The organism is Longimicrobium sp. (assembly GCF_036554565.1).
Classification (GTDB): Bacteria; Gemmatimonadota; Gemmatimonadetes; order Longimicrobiales; family Longimicrobiaceae; genus Longimicrobium.
In genome coordinates this window covers 1-17,660 of sequence record NZ_DATBNB010000559.1, presented here as the reverse complement: position 1 = coordinate 17,660, position 17,660 = coordinate 1, and the positions used below count along the sequence as shown (strand labels likewise).

17 protein-coding genes and 1 pseudogene are annotated in these 17,660 nt (G+C 71.1%); 6 read left to right on the top strand and 12 right to left on the bottom strand.

All coding sequences use genetic code 11. The features are described 5' to 3' along the window. The 7 genes from VIB55_RS15435 to VIB55_RS15405 all read right to left on the bottom strand — a co-directional run. Positions 1-1,112 (bottom strand): dipeptidase (locus tag VIB55_RS15435; RefSeq protein WP_331877554.1); only part of this gene is annotated, 1,112 nt, incomplete at its 3' end. Positions 1,113-1,144: 32 nt separating this feature from the next. Then, the gene (locus tag VIB55_RS15430) at positions 1,145-1,813 is read right to left on the bottom strand and encodes a hypothetical protein (protein ID WP_331877553.1); all 669 of its coding nucleotides are present in this window, start codon (positions 1,811-1,813) and stop codon (positions 1,145-1,147) included. Positions 1,814-1,825: 12 nt separating this feature from the next. Next, entirely contained in the window at positions 1,826-3,199 is a 1,374-nt protein-coding gene (locus VIB55_RS15425) for a HAMP domain-containing sensor histidine kinase (RefSeq protein ID WP_331877552.1), read from the bottom strand. Then, positions 3,196-3,846, bottom strand: coding sequence for a cobalamin B12-binding domain-containing protein (locus VIB55_RS15420; RefSeq protein ID WP_331877551.1), 651 nt, complete (start codon positions 3,844-3,846; stop codon positions 3,196-3,198). The genes VIB55_RS15425 and VIB55_RS15420 overlap by 4 nt, the downstream gene beginning before the upstream one ends. Beyond that, positions 3,843-4,232: a hypothetical protein gene (locus tag VIB55_RS15415; protein WP_331877550.1), complete on the bottom strand. Its 390-nt coding sequence runs from the start codon at positions 4,230-4,232 to the stop codon at positions 3,843-3,845. The genes VIB55_RS15420 and VIB55_RS15415 overlap by 4 nt, the downstream gene beginning before the upstream one ends. Further along, positions 4,229-4,546: an antibiotic biosynthesis monooxygenase gene (locus tag VIB55_RS15410; protein WP_331877549.1), complete on the bottom strand. Its 318-nt coding sequence runs from the start codon at positions 4,544-4,546 to the stop codon at positions 4,229-4,231. Before VIB55_RS15410 ends, VIB55_RS15415 begins: the two co-directional genes overlap by 4 nt. Before the next feature lie 93 nt (positions 4,547-4,639). Further along, a complete protein-coding gene (locus tag VIB55_RS15405; RefSeq protein WP_331877548.1) occupies positions 4,640-5,227 on the bottom strand; it encodes an NUDIX hydrolase in 588 nt (195 codons plus the stop codon). A 193-nt stretch (positions 5,228-5,420) separates the two neighbouring features. Between VIB55_RS15405 and VIB55_RS15400 the strand changes: the two genes are divergently transcribed. After that, positions 5,421-5,657, top strand: coding sequence for a hypothetical protein (locus VIB55_RS15400; protein ID WP_331877547.1), 237 nt, complete (start codon positions 5,421-5,423; stop codon positions 5,655-5,657). Between the two features lie 345 nt (positions 5,658-6,002). On the opposite strand, the gene VIB55_RS15395 is transcribed toward VIB55_RS15400, so the two are convergent. The 4 genes from VIB55_RS15395 to VIB55_RS15380 all read right to left on the bottom strand — a co-directional run bounded on the left by VIB55_RS15395 (position 6,003) and on the right by VIB55_RS15380 (position 12,109). After that, on the bottom strand, positions 6,003-8,357 hold the full coding sequence (locus tag VIB55_RS15395; protein WP_331877546.1) for a LysM peptidoglycan-binding domain-containing protein: 2,355 nt from the start codon (positions 8,355-8,357) through the stop codon (positions 6,003-6,005). A gap of 931 nt (positions 8,358-9,288) precedes the next feature. Then, positions 9,289-10,458, bottom strand: coding sequence for a PrsW family intramembrane metalloprotease (locus VIB55_RS15390; RefSeq protein WP_331877545.1), 1,170 nt, complete (start codon positions 10,456-10,458; stop codon positions 9,289-9,291). Positions 10,459-10,476: 18 nt separating this feature from the next. After that, the gene (locus VIB55_RS15385) at positions 10,477-10,935 is read right to left on the bottom strand and encodes an SRPBCC family protein (protein WP_331877544.1); all 459 of its coding nucleotides are present in this window, start codon (positions 10,933-10,935) and stop codon (positions 10,477-10,479) included. A gap of 13 nt (positions 10,936-10,948) precedes the next feature. Next, positions 10,949-12,109, bottom strand: coding sequence for a glycosyltransferase family 2 protein (locus VIB55_RS15380; RefSeq protein WP_331877543.1), 1,161 nt, complete (start codon positions 12,107-12,109; stop codon positions 10,949-10,951). A 252-nt stretch (positions 12,110-12,361) separates the two neighbouring features. On the opposite strand from VIB55_RS15380, the gene VIB55_RS15375 reads away from it, so the two are divergent. Together VIB55_RS15375 and VIB55_RS15370 are read left to right on the top strand one after the other, a co-directional pair. Then, positions 12,362-12,625 carry a hypothetical protein gene (locus tag VIB55_RS15375; RefSeq protein WP_331877542.1) on the top strand — a complete coding sequence of 88 codons (264 nt, stop codon included), beginning with the start codon at positions 12,362-12,364 and terminating at the stop codon, positions 12,623-12,625. Positions 12,626-12,767: 142 nt separating this feature from the next. Further along, positions 12,768-13,511: a PIG-L deacetylase family protein gene (locus VIB55_RS15370; protein ID WP_331877541.1), complete on the top strand. Its 744-nt coding sequence runs from the start codon at positions 12,768-12,770 to the stop codon at positions 13,509-13,511. Positions 13,512-13,577: 66 nt separating this feature from the next. On the opposite strand, the gene VIB55_RS15365 is transcribed toward VIB55_RS15370, so the two are convergent. Next, positions 13,578-14,129 carry a hypothetical protein gene (locus tag VIB55_RS15365; protein WP_331877540.1) on the bottom strand — a complete coding sequence of 184 codons (552 nt, stop codon included), beginning with the start codon at positions 14,127-14,129 and terminating at the stop codon, positions 13,578-13,580. A gap of 276 nt (positions 14,130-14,405) precedes the next feature. Here VIB55_RS15365 and VIB55_RS15360 point away from each other — a divergent pair, with 276 nt between their 5' ends. The 3 genes and pseudogenes from VIB55_RS15360 to VIB55_RS15350 all read left to right on the top strand — a co-directional run bounded on the left by VIB55_RS15360 (position 14,406) and on the right by VIB55_RS15350 (position 17,627). Continuing rightward, positions 14,406-15,374 (top strand): M48 family metallopeptidase, encoded by a 969-nt coding sequence (locus VIB55_RS15360; protein WP_331877539.1) that lies wholly within the window; start codon positions 14,406-14,408, stop codon positions 15,372-15,374. Positions 15,375-15,692: 318 nt separating this feature from the next. After that, positions 15,693-15,965 (top strand): annotated as a pseudogene (locus VIB55_RS15355) (HU family DNA-binding protein); the annotation flags it as partial. A 555-nt stretch (positions 15,966-16,520) separates the two neighbouring features. After that, a complete protein-coding gene (locus VIB55_RS15350) occupies positions 16,521-17,627 on the top strand; it encodes an AI-2E family transporter (RefSeq protein ID WP_331877538.1) in 1,107 nt (368 codons plus the stop codon). Positions 17,628-17,660 lie beyond the last annotated feature (33 nt).

Here is a 17,660-nt window from a genome sequence, read left to right as displayed (position 1 = left end):
AGCTCGGCCGTGAGATACGGGAAGCGCGACACGTCTTCCATCCCCACGGGAAGCGAGGTCACGCCGTCGTAGTCGGAGCCCAGCCCCACGTGGTCAATGCCGGCCACCTTCACCACGTGGTCGACGTGGTCGGCCAGGGTGGCCACGGTGCCGCGCGGCACCGGGTTGGCCGCCCGCCACTCGTTGTAGGCCCGGCGCGCCGCCTCGGCATCGTTCGGGTACTGCTCGCGGAAGCGGCGCTGCACGTCGAACATGTTGCGCATCTGCGCCGCCGCCGAGGGCTCCACGAAGCCGGAGTAGAAGTTGATCATCACCACCCCGCCGTTCGCCGGCATCATCCGCAGCACCTCGTCGGGCACGTTGCGCGGATGGTCGGCCAGGGCGCGGGCGGAGGAGTGGGAGAAGATCACCGGCGCCTCGGAGACGCGGATGGCGTCCGTCATCGTCTCGGGCGACACGTGCGACAGGTCCACCAGCATCCCCAGCCGGTTCATCTCGCGCACCACCTCTTCGCCGAAGGCGGTGAGCCCGCCGTGGCGCGCGCTGTCGGTGGCGGCATCGGCCCAGTCGATGGTGCTGGAGTGCGTCAGCGTCATGTAGCGCACGCCCAGCTCGTGGAACTGGCGCAGCACGTCGAGCGAGTTCTCGATGGCGTGGCCGCCCTCGATGCCGATCAGCGACGCCACCTTCCCGTCGCCGTGAATGCGCTCCACCTCCTGGGCCGTGCGCGCCAGCACCAGGTCGGGCGAGTGGTCCGTCATCCGCTTGATCAGCCCGATCTGCTCCAGCGCGAAGGCCGCCGCCCCGTTGCCGATGCGCTCCACGGGCACGTACGCCGCCCAGAACACGCCGCCCACGCCCCCCGCCCGCAGCCGCGGCACGTCGGTGTGCTGCTGCGGGAGCGCGCCCTGAAAGTTCATGTGCGTCAGGTCGCCCTGCGCCTTTTCGCGGATTTCCCACGGCAGGTCGTTGTGCCCGTCCACCAGCGGGGCGGTTCGGTGGATGCGCAGCGCCCGCTGCAGCAGCGGGTCCGGCGCTTCCTGCGCGGTGGCGGGAAGCGCGGCCGACGAGGCCGCCAGCAGGGCGGCGGCCACACCGATACGAGAGTTCATGCGAGTTCCGGACGGGGCGAGAAAAGGATGGATCACCGGTCGGCCAAGCCGCGGAACACGCCGGCCGTGCGCAGGGCCAGCGCCTTTGAGCGGCCCACCCACTCCAGCTCGGCGACCACGCGGTGGCGCTCCACGAAGGCGTCGGTGACCACCGGCGTGGCCGCGAACTCCGCGGCCAGGGCGGGCGGCACCAGGAGCAGGAAGTCTTCGCGCTGCGCCTCGCCCGAGGGGCCCCACTTGCACTCCGCGGCGGGGACGCGGCCTTCCTGGATGAGGCCGGCCACCGCGCGGCTGACGGTGTCGGCCGAGACGACGGTGTAGTTGCCCGGCGCCTCGCAGAACATCTCCGCGCGGACGATGCGTCCCACGGCGGAATCGCCCTGCACCACCAGGCGCGCGAAGCCGGCCTGCCCGTAGGCGTCCTCGGGGGCGTTGACCGGCGCCTCGGTTTCGCGGACGGTGGTCTCCGGCGGCGCGTTGCGTGACACAAGCTTCTCGTCGGGCGGGCCCTCGGGCTCGCCGCCGCCCAGGGAGTTCAGGAGCATCATCAGCAGCAGCGCGCCCACCACGCCGTACCCCACCAGCGCCCACGAGCGGCGCCAGGGGGGAACGGGAGTGCGGCGATCGGATCTGCGGCGTTCCAGGCCGCGGCGGTCGCCTGCGCGCTCGCCCTGCCTTGCTTCGGGGTGCTGCTCCGCCATGTGGCCGTAGTCTCAGGGTCGTGGATGGTCGTTCGGGCGCTCGGCGCCGCGGGGCGGGGCCGGGGGCAGCGTCAGCCGGAAGGTGCTGCCGACGCCCACCGTCGATGCCGCTTCCAGGGTGCCGCCCAGCGCGTGGGCCATCCGCCGCGCGATGGAAAGTCCCAGCCCGGTGCCGTCGCGGCCGGCCGCCTCGGTGTTGTCTTCGCGCGCCAGCTGCACGAACTCGTCGAAGATGCGGCCCAGGTCCTCCTGGGGAATCCCCGGCCCGCCGTCGGTCACCTCCAGCACCAGCCCGCCGTCGGCGCCGCGCGCCACCCGCGCCCACACCGGCGCGCCCTCGCCGTACTTCAACGCGTTGGAAAGCAGGTTCAGCACGATCTGCCGCAGCCGGCGGGGATCGGTCACCACGCGCACCGGCTCGCCCTCTACCCGGCGCATCTCCGCCCCGGCCTGCGCGGCCACGGGACGCAGCGTCTCGAGCATGTCGTCTACCAGGGCGGCGGCGTCCACGTCCTGCGTGGCCAGCTCGGCCTTGCCCAGCTCCAGGCGCGACAGGTCCAGCACGTCGTCCACCAGCTCCCGCAGGTGCCGGGCCGCGCGCTGCGAGCGCTCCACCGCCAGCTCCTGCTGCTCGCTGAGGCTTCCGTACACCTCGGCCAGGAGCAGGTCGTTGTACCCCATCACCGCGTTGATGGGGGTGCGCAGCTCGTGGTTCATGGCCGCGTAGAAGCGGTTGCGCGCGTTCAGGGCGATCTGCAGCTCGCGGGTGCGGCGCTCCAGCTGCTGGTTGGCGCCCAGCAGCTGGTCCTGCCCGGCGTGAAGCTCCTCGGTCATGGCCAGGAGCTCCTGGTTCTGCGCCTCCATCTCCTCGTTCTGCCCCTGCAGGGCGCGCGACAGGCGCTCGTTCTCCGTCAACTCGCGCTCCAGCTCGGCCAGCGCGCGCGCCAGTCGCGCCTTTTCCTTGGCCAGCTGGCGCTGCGTGTTGGCCTGCTCGGAGTTGACGGCCGCCAGCTCCTCGTACAGGGCGTCGAAGCGCGGGTCGCGGGGGCACTCCACCAGCCACAGCCGCTCGCCTCCTTCGTCCCACACGGGGTAGAACGAGCGCGGCTGCAGGGTGTCGCGCCCCGCCAGCATCAGCTCCCACGCGGGCGTGGCGGCGGGGTCGTGCCCCGCCCGCGGCTCGCGGGAAAGGATCGCGTCGAGCTTGCGGCGCGAGGCGGTGTCGAGCACGGCCGAGAACGCCTGCCCGGCCACGCCGCGCTCCAGCGCGCGTTCCAGGTAGCCGTTGGATTCCAGGACCATGCCGGCACGGTCCAGCGCCAGCACCGCGCCCGGAAAGGCGCGCAGCACGGGGTGAAGCTCCGGGGTGATGGTGGCCGGAGTCATACGGATACTCTCTCCTTCAGCAGCTGGGCCGCCTGTACCGCGTCCGTCGCGGTAAGGTCGGCGCCCAGGCGTTCCGCCAGCCCGGGATCGTCGGCGAAGGCGCGCCCGCCGACGGCGATCAGCGGCGCGGCCCCGGGCATGGCCTCGCGGACGGCGCGGATGGTTTCGCGCACCCGCGGCAGGTGCGGCGCAATGCTGGCCGAGAGCGCCACCACATGGGGCCGCCGCTCGCGCACCATCGCCACCAGGTCTTCGATGGGCACGGTGGCGCCCAGGAACACGGTGTCCCAGCCCTCCATCTCCAGCACGTCGCAGATCATCCGCAGCCCCATCTCGTGCCGCTCGGTGTCGGCGCAGGCGGCGATCAGCAGCGGGCCGGCCGCCGTTCCGCCGCGGAACAGCTCGTCGTACAGCCGCGCCATGGCGGCCTGGGTGATGGCCGTGGCCAGGTGCTCGTCGGCCACGGTGATCCGGTTCTCCTGCCAGAGCCGGCCCACCTCGCGCATCACCGGCTGAAACACCGCCAGGTACAGCTCGCGCAGCCCGATGCCCGCGTGGAACGCCTCGTCAACCACGCCGAACGCCGTCCTGCGGCTTCCCTCGAGCACGGCGGCCAAGTAGCGCTCCCGCGCCTCGTCCAGCGTCACGCGGCGGCCCGGGGGCGCAGGATGGCCAGCCCGGCGCGAAGGCACACCACGGCGGCGGCGGCCTCGTCGGGGGCCAGGCGGGCGCGCAGCTCGTCCTCCGTCAATTCCAGCGAGCGCGCCAGGTCGCGGGTGGGCACGCCGCGGGAACGCAGCAGCTCGTCGCACCAGGCGATGTACCGCACGAAGCAGGGCGGATCGTTCAGCTCCACAGCCGGGGCCAGGTGCTCCACGTTGTAGCGCATGTCCTGCAGGCACTTGGCGCGCCCGCGCTCGCCGTACCGGGCCAGCAGCCCGGGGTTTTCGCGGTACATGGCCTCGGTCACCGCGCGGGCGATCTCGCCCAGGCGGTCCAGCATGACGGTGGCCGCGCGCTCCCCCGGCGTCATGCCAGCCACTCCGGCTGCGTGCGCGAGTCCATCAGCACCTCGAAGGCTTCGTGCCGCACCTGGGTGCGGCCCATGATCTCTCCCGGCTCCCGGGCGTGCGACTCGGCGTGCTCGCGGCTGCGCATGTATTCGCGAAAGGCTTCACGGCTTTCCCACGCGGTGAGAAAGGTGTGCGTGGCTTCGCCGGCCTGGGGCCGCAGCAGCTGCAGGTACAGAAACCCGGGAAAGCCGTCCACCAGCCCGGAGCGGTGCCGGAAGTGGCGCTCCAGCTCTCCGCGGTCGGCTTCGGGGACGGTGAGGTGAGAGATGAACACAAACATCTGATTTCTTGGCGCTTGGACCCGGGTGGAGAAGTAAGCGGCGCGCGGCTTCTCCGCAAGCACTCATGTGTTTCCGCCGCACCCTTCTCATCCCTCGCTCCCCGCCCCGATGGTGCCCGTGCGCCAGTCCCACAGGGCCAGCGCGGCGACCACGCTCGACGTGTCGATCTCGCCCTCCAGCACGCGCCGCCTCACCTCGCCCAGCTTCAGCAGGCACACGCGCGTGTCCTCGCCCTCGTCCAGGTCGCGCTCGCCGGCGCGGCGCGCGTTACGCACCACCGTCGCGTGCACGCGGGTGGTTTGCCACGACGGGTTGAGCACCACGCAGCCAATGCACTCGGGGGCGTCGCCCGCGTACCCCGTTTCCTCGCGCAGCTCGCGGGCGGCGGCCTCCTCGGGCGTCTCGCCCTCGTCGATGATGCCGCTGGGCGTTTCCAGCGTCACGCGCTGCACGGGGTGCCGCCACTGCCGCACCATCACCAGCTCGTCGTCCGGCGTAAGGGCGATGACCGTCACCCCGTCGGGCGCGTCGGCGATGTGAAAGGTGTGCTCCGAGCCGTCGTCGGGCGACCGGGCGCGGATGGCCCGGGCACTGAACATCTCGAAGTCGCCCTCCTGCTCCTCGCCGATCACCGGCCACGCCTGCGGCCGTCCCGTTTCGCTGCGTTCCGCCACCCGCGCCCTCCTCCCTGGGTTCGACAAAGGGACGCGCCCAATGCACATCCCGGGCCGGGCCACTGGTAACTGGTTGCGGGCGCGGGGGTTGGGAATGGAGATGGGACGAGGTCGATCAGGGGCGGGCGCGGCTTGTGCGTTTCCCGGCCCGGCCAGGATTCGAGATCCAATGAATTTCAGCGCGGAGGCCGCGATGCACAGGGTACGCGTGGTGCGCTCGTATTACGATCAGTCGGAGCCGTTCATCGGCCGCACCGGCGAGGTGATCGGCCACTGGGGCGCCGACAACAACGAGGATGGGCGCGACGGGTTCATGGTGCAGTTCGAGGACGGCACCGTGATTGGCGTCTCGGAAAACGAGGTGGAAGACGTCGCGGATGACGACGTGGCCGGCGAGGTGCCCGCCGGGGACGCAGAGCCGCAGGTCTGATCCGCGCGGTCGTACGGATGAGGACAGGCGCAGCCTCAGCCCGGCGTCCGGAGCGGAATGTGTGGCGGATCCCTCGGTCGCTGCCATCCACGTCGTAGGCCGGGACGGTGGGGCCGCTCCGTCGGGATGACATCGAGAGCGCCACGAACCTTGATGTCATCCCGATGGAGCGGCCAAGCGTAACCTTCCCTCGCGCCATACCTTGCAGCGACTGAGGGATCCGCCACACACCACGCGTGACGCACGGCAGCGGCGGCCCGCTCGAATCCATCCACGTCCGCGAACGCAAATCACCCCCGGCAGGCCAGGCGCCCGCCGGGGGTGATGATGTTTCGCGATCACAGATCAGTCAGCCGCGGGGATGGCCAGGCGCTGTCCGGGCTGGATCTGCGCGTCGGAAGCCAGGTTGTTGGCGCGGCGCAGGGTATCGACGCTCGTGTTGTACTGCCGCGCGATGCTCCACAGCGTTTCCCCGCTCGCTACCGTGTGATGCCGCCGCGCGGACCGGCTCCCCGTCTCCGGCGCGCGCGCGGCGGATGCCGTCGAGTTCGCCCGCTGGCCGGACGCGGCCGTCGAGGAACGGCGCTCGGTTGATCCGGCCGACGACGAGCCTCGCTCGCCCGATGCACTCCCCGATGCCGAAGCCGAAACCCGGCGCTCCCTGGACGCGGAGGAATCCGCGCGAGAGCCCGTGCGACGCTCTGCGGAGCCGGACGTGGAAGCCGAAGCACGGCGCTCGGTCGATCCGGTGCCAGCGGACGGCGTGCGCGCGGTCCCACTGCTGGCGGACGAAGCGCGGCGCTCGCCGTCCGATGGGCGGGTCGAGGTGCTGGCGGAGCGGCGCGCGGAATCGGACCGCGCCGTGCTCGCGGTGGCGGATGACGATGCGCGCGGGATGCGGAGCGTCTGCCCCGGCTGGATGGTTTCGTTCTCCATGTCGTTGGCCGCGCGCACGGCATCGACGGTCACGTCGTACTTCCGCGCGATCCCCCACAGCGATTCGCCGTCCTCCACCTTGTGGGTGCGGCCCGACGCGGCTCCGCTGGACGACGACGCACTACGCGAAGCTGAACTGGCGGACGCGGCCCGCGAGGACGACGCGCCGCTCGACGCGGGACGCGGCGACGATTCACCGTTTCTCGACGATCCGCTCGCATTCCGGGACGAGGCGCCGGACGACGATCCCTCGGACCGCGATGCGGCGGATGCCGAACGCTCCGGCCGCGACTCACCCGACTCCGTCCGGCGCGCCGAGGAAGCGGAGGAGGACGAGCGCTCGCTACGATCCCCCGAGGTGCTGCGCTCCGCCGAGTTGCCGCGTTCGGACGACGAGCGCGATGCGGATGCGTTGCGCGACTCTGCCGAGCGGCCCTCGCGTTCCGCGTTGGCGGAGCGCTCGCCACGGCTCTCCGACGAACGGCTCTCCGACGAACGGCTCTCCCACGAACGGCTCTCGGATGAGCGCTCCTCCGCGCTCCCCGACTCGCGCTCACGGCTCTCACGCCGCGCCACACGCTCCACCGGCCGCGCGTTCAGCGTGCGGGCGGCGTCGGCAAAGAGCCGCAGGCGCTCGCCGGGACGCAGGGCATCCAGGTTCGCGGACAGGTTCAACGAGCGGATGCGGTCCTGCGAAACACCCGAAAGGTCGGCCAGGCGCTGCAGCGAATCGCCCTCGCGAACGCGGTAGTACGCGAATCCGCCACGCCGCCGGAACTCCGACTCGGCGTACGCCTGCCGCAGCGCCGCGGCCTGCCCGGCCGGCACCCACACGAAGTAGTTGGCGGGCGCCACCTGCCGAAGCATGTGCGGATTCAGATCCACCAGCTGCTGAACGGGGATGTTGCCCGCCTGGGCCAGCACGGAAAGCGGCGTGGCAAGGTCTACCCGGACGCTGTCGTACGAAAAGCGCTCGCCCGGGCCGCTGGGCGCGGGGTAGCCGAAGCGCGCGGGGTCCTTGGCGATGATGGTGACGGCGTACAGCCGGGGAACGTAGTGCCGGGTTTCCTGCGCCAGGTCGCCGCGCTGCGCCAGGTCCCAGAAGTTCGTGGCGTTATAGCGGCCCAGCCCGCGGTTGATGCGGCCGGAGCCCGCGTTGTACGCCGCGGCGGCGAGCGCCCAGTCGCCCCGGAACTCGCGGTTCAGCTGGCGCAGGTGGCGCGCGGCGGCGTGCGTGGCGCGCACGGGGTCCATCCGCTCGTCCACGAGGGAATCGATGCGAAGGCCCATCCCTCGCCCCGTCGCGGGCATGAACTGCCACATTCCCACGGCGCCCGCATGGCTGCGCACGGTCGCGCGGTATCCGCTTTCCACCATCCCCAGGTGGTGCAGGTCGCGGGGAATGCCGTACGACGCAAAGACGTCGCGCACCCACTCGTCATAGCGGTCCGCCTGCCGCAGCCACCCCGCGACCACGGACTTGCGCTGGTTGACGAGGAAGTCCACCTCCAGCCGCACCCACTCGTTGGCCACCACCGGCAGGTCGTACTGGGCCGTGCCGAGCAGGTCGCCGCCGACGGCCTCGGGGCGCGTGCCCTGCAGCCCGAACCCCTCGCCGAGGGGACGCAGCGTGTCTACCGGGGGCGGCGGCGCCTGGACGACGGCCGGCGCGGGTGCCGGCGCGGCGGGCGGGCGGCTCCCGGTGCACGCGGCGGCACCGAGCGCGCTCAGCACGACGAGGCCGGTGGAGATCTTCCGGTGCATGTGGACTTCCGTACTGGGGAAAGCAGGAAAGCGAAAGCGCGGCCGGCGCAGAGCGCCGTCCGCCGCCGAAAGTAGTGCGGCCATTCGACTTCGGCCAGAGTCTTGACGCGCGTCTTTGCATCGCATGCCCCGACGCGGGGCCGCTGTGGACCTGCTCGGGGCTTCAACCGCACGCGCCCCGCACCTGCCGAAGCGCGTCTTGTCATCCCGAAGGAGCGGCCCCCGAGAGCCTGCCCTCACACGACTGATGGCAGCGACTGAGGGATCCGCCACACACCTCGGGTGATGCACTGCTCCCGCGGCAGGCACCCCGTCCGCGAGCGGGTAAAGCAAGCAGATGGCCGAGGCCCCGGGGCTGCCGGGCGAATGAATTCGCTGCAACAACCACACGAAGTCCGCCTGCGCGGACTGGCCTGTTCTCGTGTGGGAAGAGGACACTGTGGCGCGGCCGCGCTGTGTGGCGGATCCCTCGGTCGCTGCGGTCCATGTCGCGGAGGGCAGGTCGGCGTGGACGCTCCGTCGGGATGACATCCGGTGCACGACCCAGGACGAAGCGCGACCGAATTCTCCCCTCTCCGCATGCGCAGCGTGCGGGGAGGGGCCGGGGGAGGGGCCCACCCGAGGCACGCGCCGTCGCCCGTGGGAACGCCGCAAAGCCCGCAAGGGAACCCGGTCGAAGCGTCAAGCCATCGGAGAGCACCGGGCTGGCTCCCTTCCCCCGCGCGGTTTGCGGGGGAAGGGCTGGGGATGGGGGGCGCCGGTCGCGCGCACCGGGGTCGGCGGTTCAGGGCTTCCATGACCGCTGCCGCGCCCTGGTTGAGAAGTGGCGCCTGGCTAGATCCTTCGGCCCGCGAAGAGGGTGCTGCGGGCAGGTGTGGTGCGCTTAGGCCCCAGGATGACAGACCTCGTTGCCGTATCACAGTACGAGCATTCACGACGGCAGAGCCCCGCCCGTCCCCGCATCGCGCCCGGCCTGCAGGGTCCGCACGGCAGCGCACAGCTCGCAAAGGCGGCGCAGGTATTCCGCTTCGCGCTCGGCGTCCGCAACCGGCCCCAGTGAAAGGCCCCGCAGCACCCGCCACCGGTGGAACGCCAACTCACTCGCGATGCGGTGCATCTCGCGGCGGTCGCGCCAGTGCGTGAACCCGCCCCGGCGCCACGCCGCCATGCTCGCCTCCAGCCGGGCGCGCACCCGGCACAGCGCCTCCAGTTCATCCCCGGTCAGCACGCCGTCACCCACCAGCGAGGCAAGGTGCTGGCGCAGCACGCGCCCCTCGCGCAGCAGCGACAGGTAGATCAGCCCCAGAACGGAAAGGAACGCGGGCAGCATCACCGCCAGGTACAGGGCCAGGAACCAGCCCTCGAAGCTCGCCGCCAGGTTCCACAGCGAGTGCAGCAGCACGGCCACCAGCAGCCCCAGCAGCGGCGCCAGCCAGCGCGTGCCCTGCCCGTGCCGCTCGCGCACGTACCCCAGCCCGATGCCGAACATGCTGGTGAACAGCGGGTGCGCGAACGGCGACATCATTCCGCGCAAAAAGAACGTGAGCACCGAGCTTTCGTCGCCCCGCGCGATGGCGTCGCCGTAGTACTGCACGTTCTCGATCATGGCGAAGCCCAGCCCCACCATCGCCGCGTACACCACGCCGTCGATCACCCCGTCGAACTCGTCCTTGAGCTCGCGGTACAGCAGCAGCAGCGCCACGCCCTTGGCCACCTCCTCGATCACCGGCGCGGTCACCAGGCTGCCGAACAGCTCGCCCGCGTCCGGCCCCAGCACCCCGCCCACCGCCTCTTCCGTCACGGAATTGACGATCAGCGCCACGAACACGGCCACCGTGGCACCCCACGCAAAGGTCTGCGCCAGCGTCTTCGCCGGCTCCGGCTCGAACCGGTCCAGCCACAACACGAGCACCACGTAGATGGGCACCGGCAGCGCCGCGACGGCAAACCCCAGCAGGAATGCCCGCGGTCCCAGCTGCGACGCGATGATGGCCAGGCTCAGCACGCCGCACAGCAGCGCCCCGCGCGTAAGCATGGGGTGCGGCTGTGCCTCGTGCACCAGGCGGGGGAACGCCGGAAAGCCCGTTTCCTGCGAGTTCATCGGATGGCGGAAGGTGGATCAGGCCAGCAGGCCGAACCGGTCATGCAGAACCTTGCCCCGGTAGTCGAAGATCTGCTCCAGCTTGGGCGTCACCAGCCAGCGGCGCGCCACCCCGCCACCCGGCGGCAGCGCGTAATGGACGATGTCGCGCATCTCTACGCCGCCCGGGACCGCGCGGAACAGGTGCTGGTGATGCCAGAAGCGGTACGGCCCGAAGCGCTGCTCGTCCACGAAGCGCACGTGCTCCTCTACGTGCGTGATCTCCGTTACCCAGGTGACGGGAACGCCCAGCAGCGGCCGGACGCGGTAGGTGATGATCATTCCCGCATACATGCGCTCCGGCAGCGGCGACGTGACCTCGAAGCCCATCTCGGGCGGGGTGATCGTGGCCAGGTTGCGCGCGTCGGAAAAGAAGTCCCACGCCGCTTCCAGGGGAATCGGCACCCGCTGGGTGCGGTCGAGCACGTGCAGCTTCATCGTCGGCCTTCGTTCATCCCCGCGCGGCGGCCGGCGCGTATCGCCGGCCCTTCCACGTCACGCGCCCGCCGCTCAGCAGGCTGCGGATGATGATTGCCGCCATCACCAGCGCACCAAGCGGCGCCAGGGCCGCGTAGAGCGGGTTCTGCCCCTCGCGCCGGTACATGGCGGCCCAGAACCCGAGCGACACGGCCTGCGCCACCACGGCCGCCGGGACCCACGGCGCGCCCACGATGCCCAGCGCGCCGCGGACGAGCACCAGCGGCGGCAGCAGCCAGAAGAAGAACAGCCCGCTCACCAGCAGCCACGGGACGAGCGCGGCGAGCGTACCCGGCGCCGTGCGCGTGGACGAGCTCGCCAGGTTCTTTCCCCACCCCTCCACGATTTCCGCCAGCGAGCGGTACATCCTCACCCGGAGGTACGGCTCGGCGTGCACCAGCACCGGCGCGTGGCCCGCGGCGTGGAAGCGCTGGGCCAGGGCCATGTCTTCCGACACCTCGTGGCGCACCGCGCGGTGTCCGCCCACGGCCTGGTAGGCGTGGCGCCGCACGAGAATGTATCCGCCGAGCGCGATCTTGTCGCGGGTGTGGCGGGAACGGTTGACGCGTGAGGCGTCCGGGTAGCGGGCCAGGAACAGCATTCCCACCTGAGCCATCACCACGCGCTCCCAGAACCCGCCCAGCACCTGGCGCGGCACCGCGGACAGCAGCGCCGCCCCGTGGGCCCTCAGCGCGGCCACGCTCCGCCCAACCAGCTCCGGCTCCACCCGCATGTCGGCGTCGCAAAAGGCGATCAGTTCGCCATCCGCCTGCCGCACCCCCTGCTCGCACGCCCACGGCTTGCCGAACCAGCCGGGCGGCAGCGGTGCGGCGCCGATCACGAGCAGCCGGGGATCGCCCTTTCCCGCCGCGAGCGCGACCGCCGCCGTGCCGTCTTCGGACGCGTCGTCCACCACGATCACCTGAAGGGGTGGATACGCGGACGCCAGCAGCCCGCTCACGCAGTCACCCACGTCGTGCGCCTCGTTCCGCGCGGGCACGATCACCGTCACCAGGGGCGCGTCTCCATCCGCCACGGGCGGGCACTCGTCCAGTCGCGGCCGGCGGCGGACGAACGCGGCGGCCAGCACGGGAAGGAGCAGCCAAGGAAGGGGGTAGAGCAGAGCCGCGAGCAACGGAATCCGGGTCCAGGGTAATCGGTGCGCCGCTCGAAGGTATGTCCAACCGGAGCGGAGTGGAAAGGGCCGCGATTCCGTCTGCGGGGTGATTCGAGACATCCAGCAGGCGCCACAGTCAGTTCCGGAGTGGACGCCGCGGGTCACCACTGGAGGTCATCCGAGTGAATCAAAATCTTGCTTCTTCGGTTTTCATTCGGTACATTGACCCCCTCGCGACGGGTGGTGTGAACGGGCGACTCTGGAGGGTGGATGCCGATGATCGGAGGTGAGCGGGCGGAACTTGCGGCGTGCGCCGACAGCCGCGTTTCTCCCGCGCTCCAGCGGCGAATGGACGACGTGTTCGGGACGCTCTTCTCCAGTCGCCGGCCGCGGCTGGAGGACGTGGCGGACGCGGACGAGCGGATGCGGATTTCGCCGCCCCGCCCGGAGCCGATCGCGACCATCGCCGCCGACCCCGCGCCACGATGGGCGGACGCCGAGCCGGGCGAGGTACCCGCGGTCGTCGCCGGATGATCCGTCAGCCACCGGTCCGCTCGCCCGGATCTCGTCTCTCCGCCCCGTAGGCTGCGCGAATGCACGCGCCTTGCCGTAGCCGTGGGCAGCGCGGACATTCCTCCAGACGGATGTCGGGGGGCGGAACGGGAGACGAGGACGGATGCAGAAAACGCTGCTGGTGGGGCTGGCCCACCCGGACGACGAGGTGGGAGCCGCGGGAACCATCCTGGCCCAGCGGGCGCGGGGCGACCGCGTGGTGGTGGTGTGGCTGACGCGCGGCGAGATGACGGAGGCGCTGGGCCCCATCCCCACCGCCGAGGTGGCCGCCCGGCGCGAGGAGCAGGGCCGCCGCGCGGGCGAAATCCTGGGGGTGGAAACGCGGTTCATGGACTTCGCGGACTGCTCGATCGACGCGAATCCCGAGAGCGCCCACCGCGTCGCCCGCCTGGTGGCGGAGATCCGGCCCGACGCGCTGCTCACCTGGGGAGACGCGTGGGGGCGCGGCATGCGCCACCCGGACCACCAGGCCAGCGGCAAGATCTTCCGCGACGCCATCACCCTGGCGCGCATCGCCAAGGTAGTGGGCCCCGGGCAACCGCACCGGGCGCCGGTGCCCGTCTTCACCTATCGCGGCGCGCATTCCACGCTCCCCGCCGTAGCCGTGGACGTGGAGCCCTTCCGTGAGCAGATCCACGAGCTGGGCCGCTTCTACCGCGAGAACATCGGCTTCGGCAACGCGGAATGGATCGACAGGCGGCTGCGGGTGACGGGCGAGCCGTACGGGCTGCGTTACGCCGAGGTGTTCGACGCCTGGGAAACGCGCGGCGGCATCGTGCCCTCGCTGCTCCCCGCCGAGCTCGACGACGGCGAGGTTCAGCACCCGGACCGGGAAGCGGGTGCGTAGGACGCCGGAAACGAAAAAGGCGGCCCTCGCGGGGCCGCCTTTTTCCTTCCACACTTCGACCGGAGCTTACCGCGCGCGGTTGTACACCAGGCGGTAGCTGAGCGGCTGCGGCAGGCGCGGGCTGGTGATGGTGACGTTCATCGTCAGCGTGTTGCCGTCGGCGCTCACCGAGTACAGGTTCACGCGGCGGCCGTCCTCGGCCTGGAACGTCTGCTCCAGGCGGCCGTTCTCCCACTCGGTGCTCACGCGGACGCAGTCGCCCTTCATCTGCGCGCAGGTGCGGCCCGTTTCGCGGTGCCACAGCACGGGCTGCCCGTTCGCGGGGCTGGAAACGGAGGGGCGCCCCTGCATGTCGACGCGGATGTTGTTGGCGTCGTGCGTCAGCACCAGCTGCGGATACGCCGTGTTGGTGCTGCGCAGGCGCGGACGGGCGATCTGGCGGACGACGACGTTCATCTGCGCCACGGCGGTGTTGATCTTGGCGTTGATGTCGTCGCTCTGCTGACGATTGAGCGTCCACGTGCCCCGGAGCTGCGACTGCTGCGCCTGTACCGCCGACGGCAGGGCAAAGGCGAACAGGGCAACCAGCGACAGGCTCAGGATGCGTTGACGGCGCATGGCAAATCCTCCAAGATGCAGAGAGAAGTGGAACCGCGGCGTGCACCGCCCGCGGGCGGCGATGACCGTTCGAACGTCCGGTCGTGATGCAGGATGGGGAAAATCTAAACGTTTCCCCTCCAACGCGATAGTGGCGCGAAAGCACACGCACTCCGTACCCCGCCCGCCTGTCGTTTGGTTCCCTGCTGAAACCCGCGGCCCCGCCGTCCGTACGCAGGTCCATCCGCGCGCCGCCCCGGCGCGCCGCTTCGCTGCATCCGCACCTGTGAGCCCCGCATGACCGAGGCGCGCCAGACCCGCATCCTCACCGGCATCGACCCGCGCAGCTGGGAGCACCCGGCCGACCGCGCCGCGCTGAACGCGCTCCGCAAGATCCCCATCTTCGACGAGGTGCTGCGGGCGGTGTTCGGCTTCTTCGGCGAAAAGCCGCTGCGGCTGGCCTTTCTTTCCGCGTCGGTGCGCGTGAGCCCCACTCAGTTCGGCCGGGTGCACCGGCTGTACGGTGAAGCCTGCCGCGCCCTCGACGCGGCGCCCTGTCCGCTGTACGTGCGCCAGGACGTAACCTTCAACGCCTTTGCGTACGGCATGCAGAAGCCGTTCATCGTCATCACCTCGGCCACGGTCGACGCGCTGGACGACGACGAGCTGCGGTTCATCCTGGGGCACGAGATCGGCCACGTGATGAGCGGCCACACGCTGTACCTGACCATGATGACGGTGCTGTACCAGCTGGCCACGATGGGCTTTCCCATCGTGGGGCTGGCCGCCCGGGCCGTGCTGGCCGCGCTGCTGGAGTGGCACCGCAAGGCCGAGCTCAGCTGCGACCGCGCGGGGATCCTGGCGGTGCAGGATCCGCAGCCCGCCATGCGCACCATGCTGAAGTTCGCCGGCGGCGCGTCCGATGACGTGAACCTGGCCGACTTCCTGGCCCAGGCCGAGGAGTACCGCGAAACCGGCGACCTGGCCGACCAGGTGTTCAAGGTGCTCAACGTGCTCGCGCTCACGCATCCCGCGCCGGTCATCCGCGTGGCCGAAATGCGCACGTGGTTCGAGAGCGGCGCCTACGAGCGCATCGTGGCGGGCGACTACACGCGCCGCGGCGAACCCGAGCCCGCGTACGCGCAGGACCTGTCCGCCGCCGCCGCCAGCTACCGCGACAGCGCCCGGGAAACCTTCGCCAACGCGCAGCAGGCGGCCCGCCGCGTGGTGGACTCGTTCCGGCAGGGGTTCAGCGGTCCGCGGTAGCACCGGGCACCCCAGACGCCACGTTGCGCACTCCCGAAAGTTTCCTCGCGGCGGCGTGTTTTCAGGGTTTTTGCGCGTGGGCGGACTCTCGCGGGAAAGTGGGCCAATTTGTCTAACGTGTTCCGCTACAAGAAGTTGGCGCCCGTGGACGAAGATTCCCGGCGCCCCGCCCCGCGCGGCGGCCCGTGCACTTTGGCCCCTCACCGGGCTTAAGCCCAGCAATGGCGCCGCCGGAAGTGGAACCGGGTTTGCATCAGGGGTCCGCGGGGCGGCCGGGCGGCCGCGCCTTATCTCAACAGCCACTCGTGGAGAGGCCCAATGAACAAGTCGCAGTTCATCGATCAGGTCGCGGACAAGGCCCAGTTGAGCAAGGCGGCGGCGCAGCGGGCGGTAGACGCCATCTTCGACACGGCCGAGGGCGCCATCTCGGGCGCGGTGCACTCGCTGGGCGAGGTTTCCATCCCCGGGTTCGGCAAGTTCAGCAAGAAGACGCGCGCCGCCCGCACGGGCCGCAACCCGCGTACCGGCGCGGAAATCCAGATCCCGGAGCGCAGCACCATCTCGTTCACGGCCGGCAAGAACTTCCGCGAGGGCACGCCCTCCGGCCGGCGGCGCGCGGCGGGTGCCGCGGCCGGCGCGGCGGTGGGCGCGGCCGCGGGTGCGGCGGTGGCGGCCGCGGCGGGCGGCAGCAGCAAGGGGCGCAAGAGCACCGGCGGCACGGCTTCGGCCAGCACGTCGGGCGGAACCGGCGCACGCAGCGGTGGCGCCTCGGGCGGCACGTCCGGCGGCAGCACCGGAGGGTCGCCGGGTGGCGGCACCACGGGGATCGGCGGCAAGGGCGGATCGGGCGGCGGCGCGGCGAAGACGGCCCGCGGCGGCGGCGGCGGCGGGGGCTCCCGCGGCGGGCGTGGCGGCGGCGGCGCGAGCTGACCCACCACACCGGCAGGCGAGGCCGCGTCCCATCGGGGACGCGGCCTCGCGCCGTTTGGGGGGCGGCTCCGGCGCCCACGCCCGAATCGTGCATCCACCCGGCGAAGTCCGTTTCCCGAGCAGGCCAGTCAACCGCATCGCGCCGCCGTCTGAATGTCAGAAGCCCAGGTCCGCCGAGTAGTCTGGAGGTCCGCCGACGTCGCGCGGATCTTCGTCATGGGAATGCTGTTCCTGTTCCTGTGGCGCTTCTTCTGGCTGGTGCACGGCGCGGTGTTCGTCGTGCTGCTGGCCATCCTGATCGCCATCGTCATCCACCAGCCGGCGCGGTGGCTGGCCAAGCACGGCCTGCCGTTCCGGATCGGCCTGGTGCTGATGGTGATTCTGTTCGTGGGCAGCATGGTGGGGCTGCTGTGGGCCATGATCCCGCAGGTGGTCAGCCAGATGCGCGTGCTGGCGGTTCAGCTTCCCGCGACGGTCGAGCACGCCCAGACCTGGCTGGGCGAAGAGACGGGCCAGGGGCCCAACTCGGAACTGGCGCGGAACGTCACCCGCCAGTTCACGGACTTCGTGGGGCGGTTCGTTCCGCTCGCGTTCAACATGATCACCACGGTGCTGGGCTCGTTCGCCATCATCGTGCTGGCCAGCTTCTTCGCCGCGCAGCCCAACCTGTACCGCTCGCTGCTGCTGGGGCTGGTCTCGCCCGAGGCGCGGCCGCAGTGGACGCGTATCTACGACGAGGCGGGACGCAGCCTGCGTTCGTGGGTGATCGGCAAGGCGCTCACCATGCTGCTGATCGGCGTGGTGACGTACGTGGGGCTTACGCTCTTCAAGATCCCCGGCGCCCTGGCCCTGGCGGCGTTCGCCGCGCTGATGGAGTTCATCCCCAACTTCGGCCCGACGATCGCCGCGGCGCCGGCCATGATGGTGGCGTTCACCATCTCGCCCATGACGGCGGTGTACGTGGCGCTCTTCTATTTCCTGCTCCAGCAGGTGCAGAACGCCATCACGGTTCCGCTGGTGGAGCAGCGCGCGGTGAACATTCCCCCCGCCGTGCTGCTGGTGTGGCAGCTGATGCTGGCGCTGGGGTTCGGGCTGATGGCGCTCTTCGTGGCCACGCCGCTGCTGGCCGTGATCGTGGTGGCCGTGCGCGTCCTGTACGTGGAGCCGCAGGAGGCGCGTAGCCAGTGGGACCGCCGCGAGGCGCTGGCCGCGCAGGAGCGGGGCGAAGCCCTGGCCGATCCCGCGGACACGGTGCTCGACCCGCCACCGATCGAACAGGCCGATCGCCCCGCCAGGCCTTCGCTCTCGTCCGATCGGACGTAGCGCAGCCGACCGGAGCCGCCCTGTCATCCCGAC

Bases quoted from the DNA above. Each gene is read 5' to 3' on its own strand.
- VIB55_RS15430 (WP_331877553.1), bottom strand. From the start codon at position 1,813: ATGGCGGAGCAGCACCCCGAAGCAAGGCAGGGCGAGCGCGCAGGCGAC.
- VIB55_RS15425 (WP_331877552.1), bottom strand. From the start codon at position 3,199: ATGACTCCGGCCACCATCACCCCGGAGCTTCACCCCGTGCTGCGCGCC.
- VIB55_RS15415 (WP_331877550.1), bottom strand. From the start codon at position 4,232: ATGACGCCGGGGGAGCGCGCGGCCACCGTCATGCTGGACCGCCTGGGC.
- VIB55_RS15400 (WP_331877547.1), top strand. From the start codon at position 5,421: ATGCACAGGGTACGCGTGGTGCGCTCGTATTACGATCAGTCGGAGCCG.
- VIB55_RS15395 (WP_331877546.1), bottom strand. From the start codon at position 8,357: ATGCACCGGAAGATCTCCACCGGCCTCGTCGTGCTGAGCGCGCTCGGT.
- VIB55_RS15390 (WP_331877545.1), bottom strand. From the start codon at position 10,458: ATGAACTCGCAGGAAACGGGCTTTCCGGCGTTCCCCCGCCTGGTGCAC.
- VIB55_RS15385 (WP_331877544.1), bottom strand. From the start codon at position 10,935: ATGAAGCTGCACGTGCTCGACCGCACCCAGCGGGTGCCGATTCCCCTG.
- VIB55_RS15375 (WP_331877542.1), top strand. From the start codon at position 12,362: ATGCCGATGATCGGAGGTGAGCGGGCGGAACTTGCGGCGTGCGCCGAC.
- VIB55_RS15370 (WP_331877541.1), top strand. From the start codon at position 12,768: ATGCAGAAAACGCTGCTGGTGGGGCTGGCCCACCCGGACGACGAGGTG.
- VIB55_RS15365 (WP_331877540.1), bottom strand. From the start codon at position 14,129: ATGCGCCGTCAACGCATCCTGAGCCTGTCGCTGGTTGCCCTGTTCGCC.
- VIB55_RS15360 (WP_331877539.1), top strand. From the start codon at position 14,406: ATGACCGAGGCGCGCCAGACCCGCATCCTCACCGGCATCGACCCGCGC.
- VIB55_RS15350 (WP_331877538.1), top strand. From the start codon at position 16,521: ATGGGAATGCTGTTCCTGTTCCTGTGGCGCTTCTTCTGGCTGGTGCAC.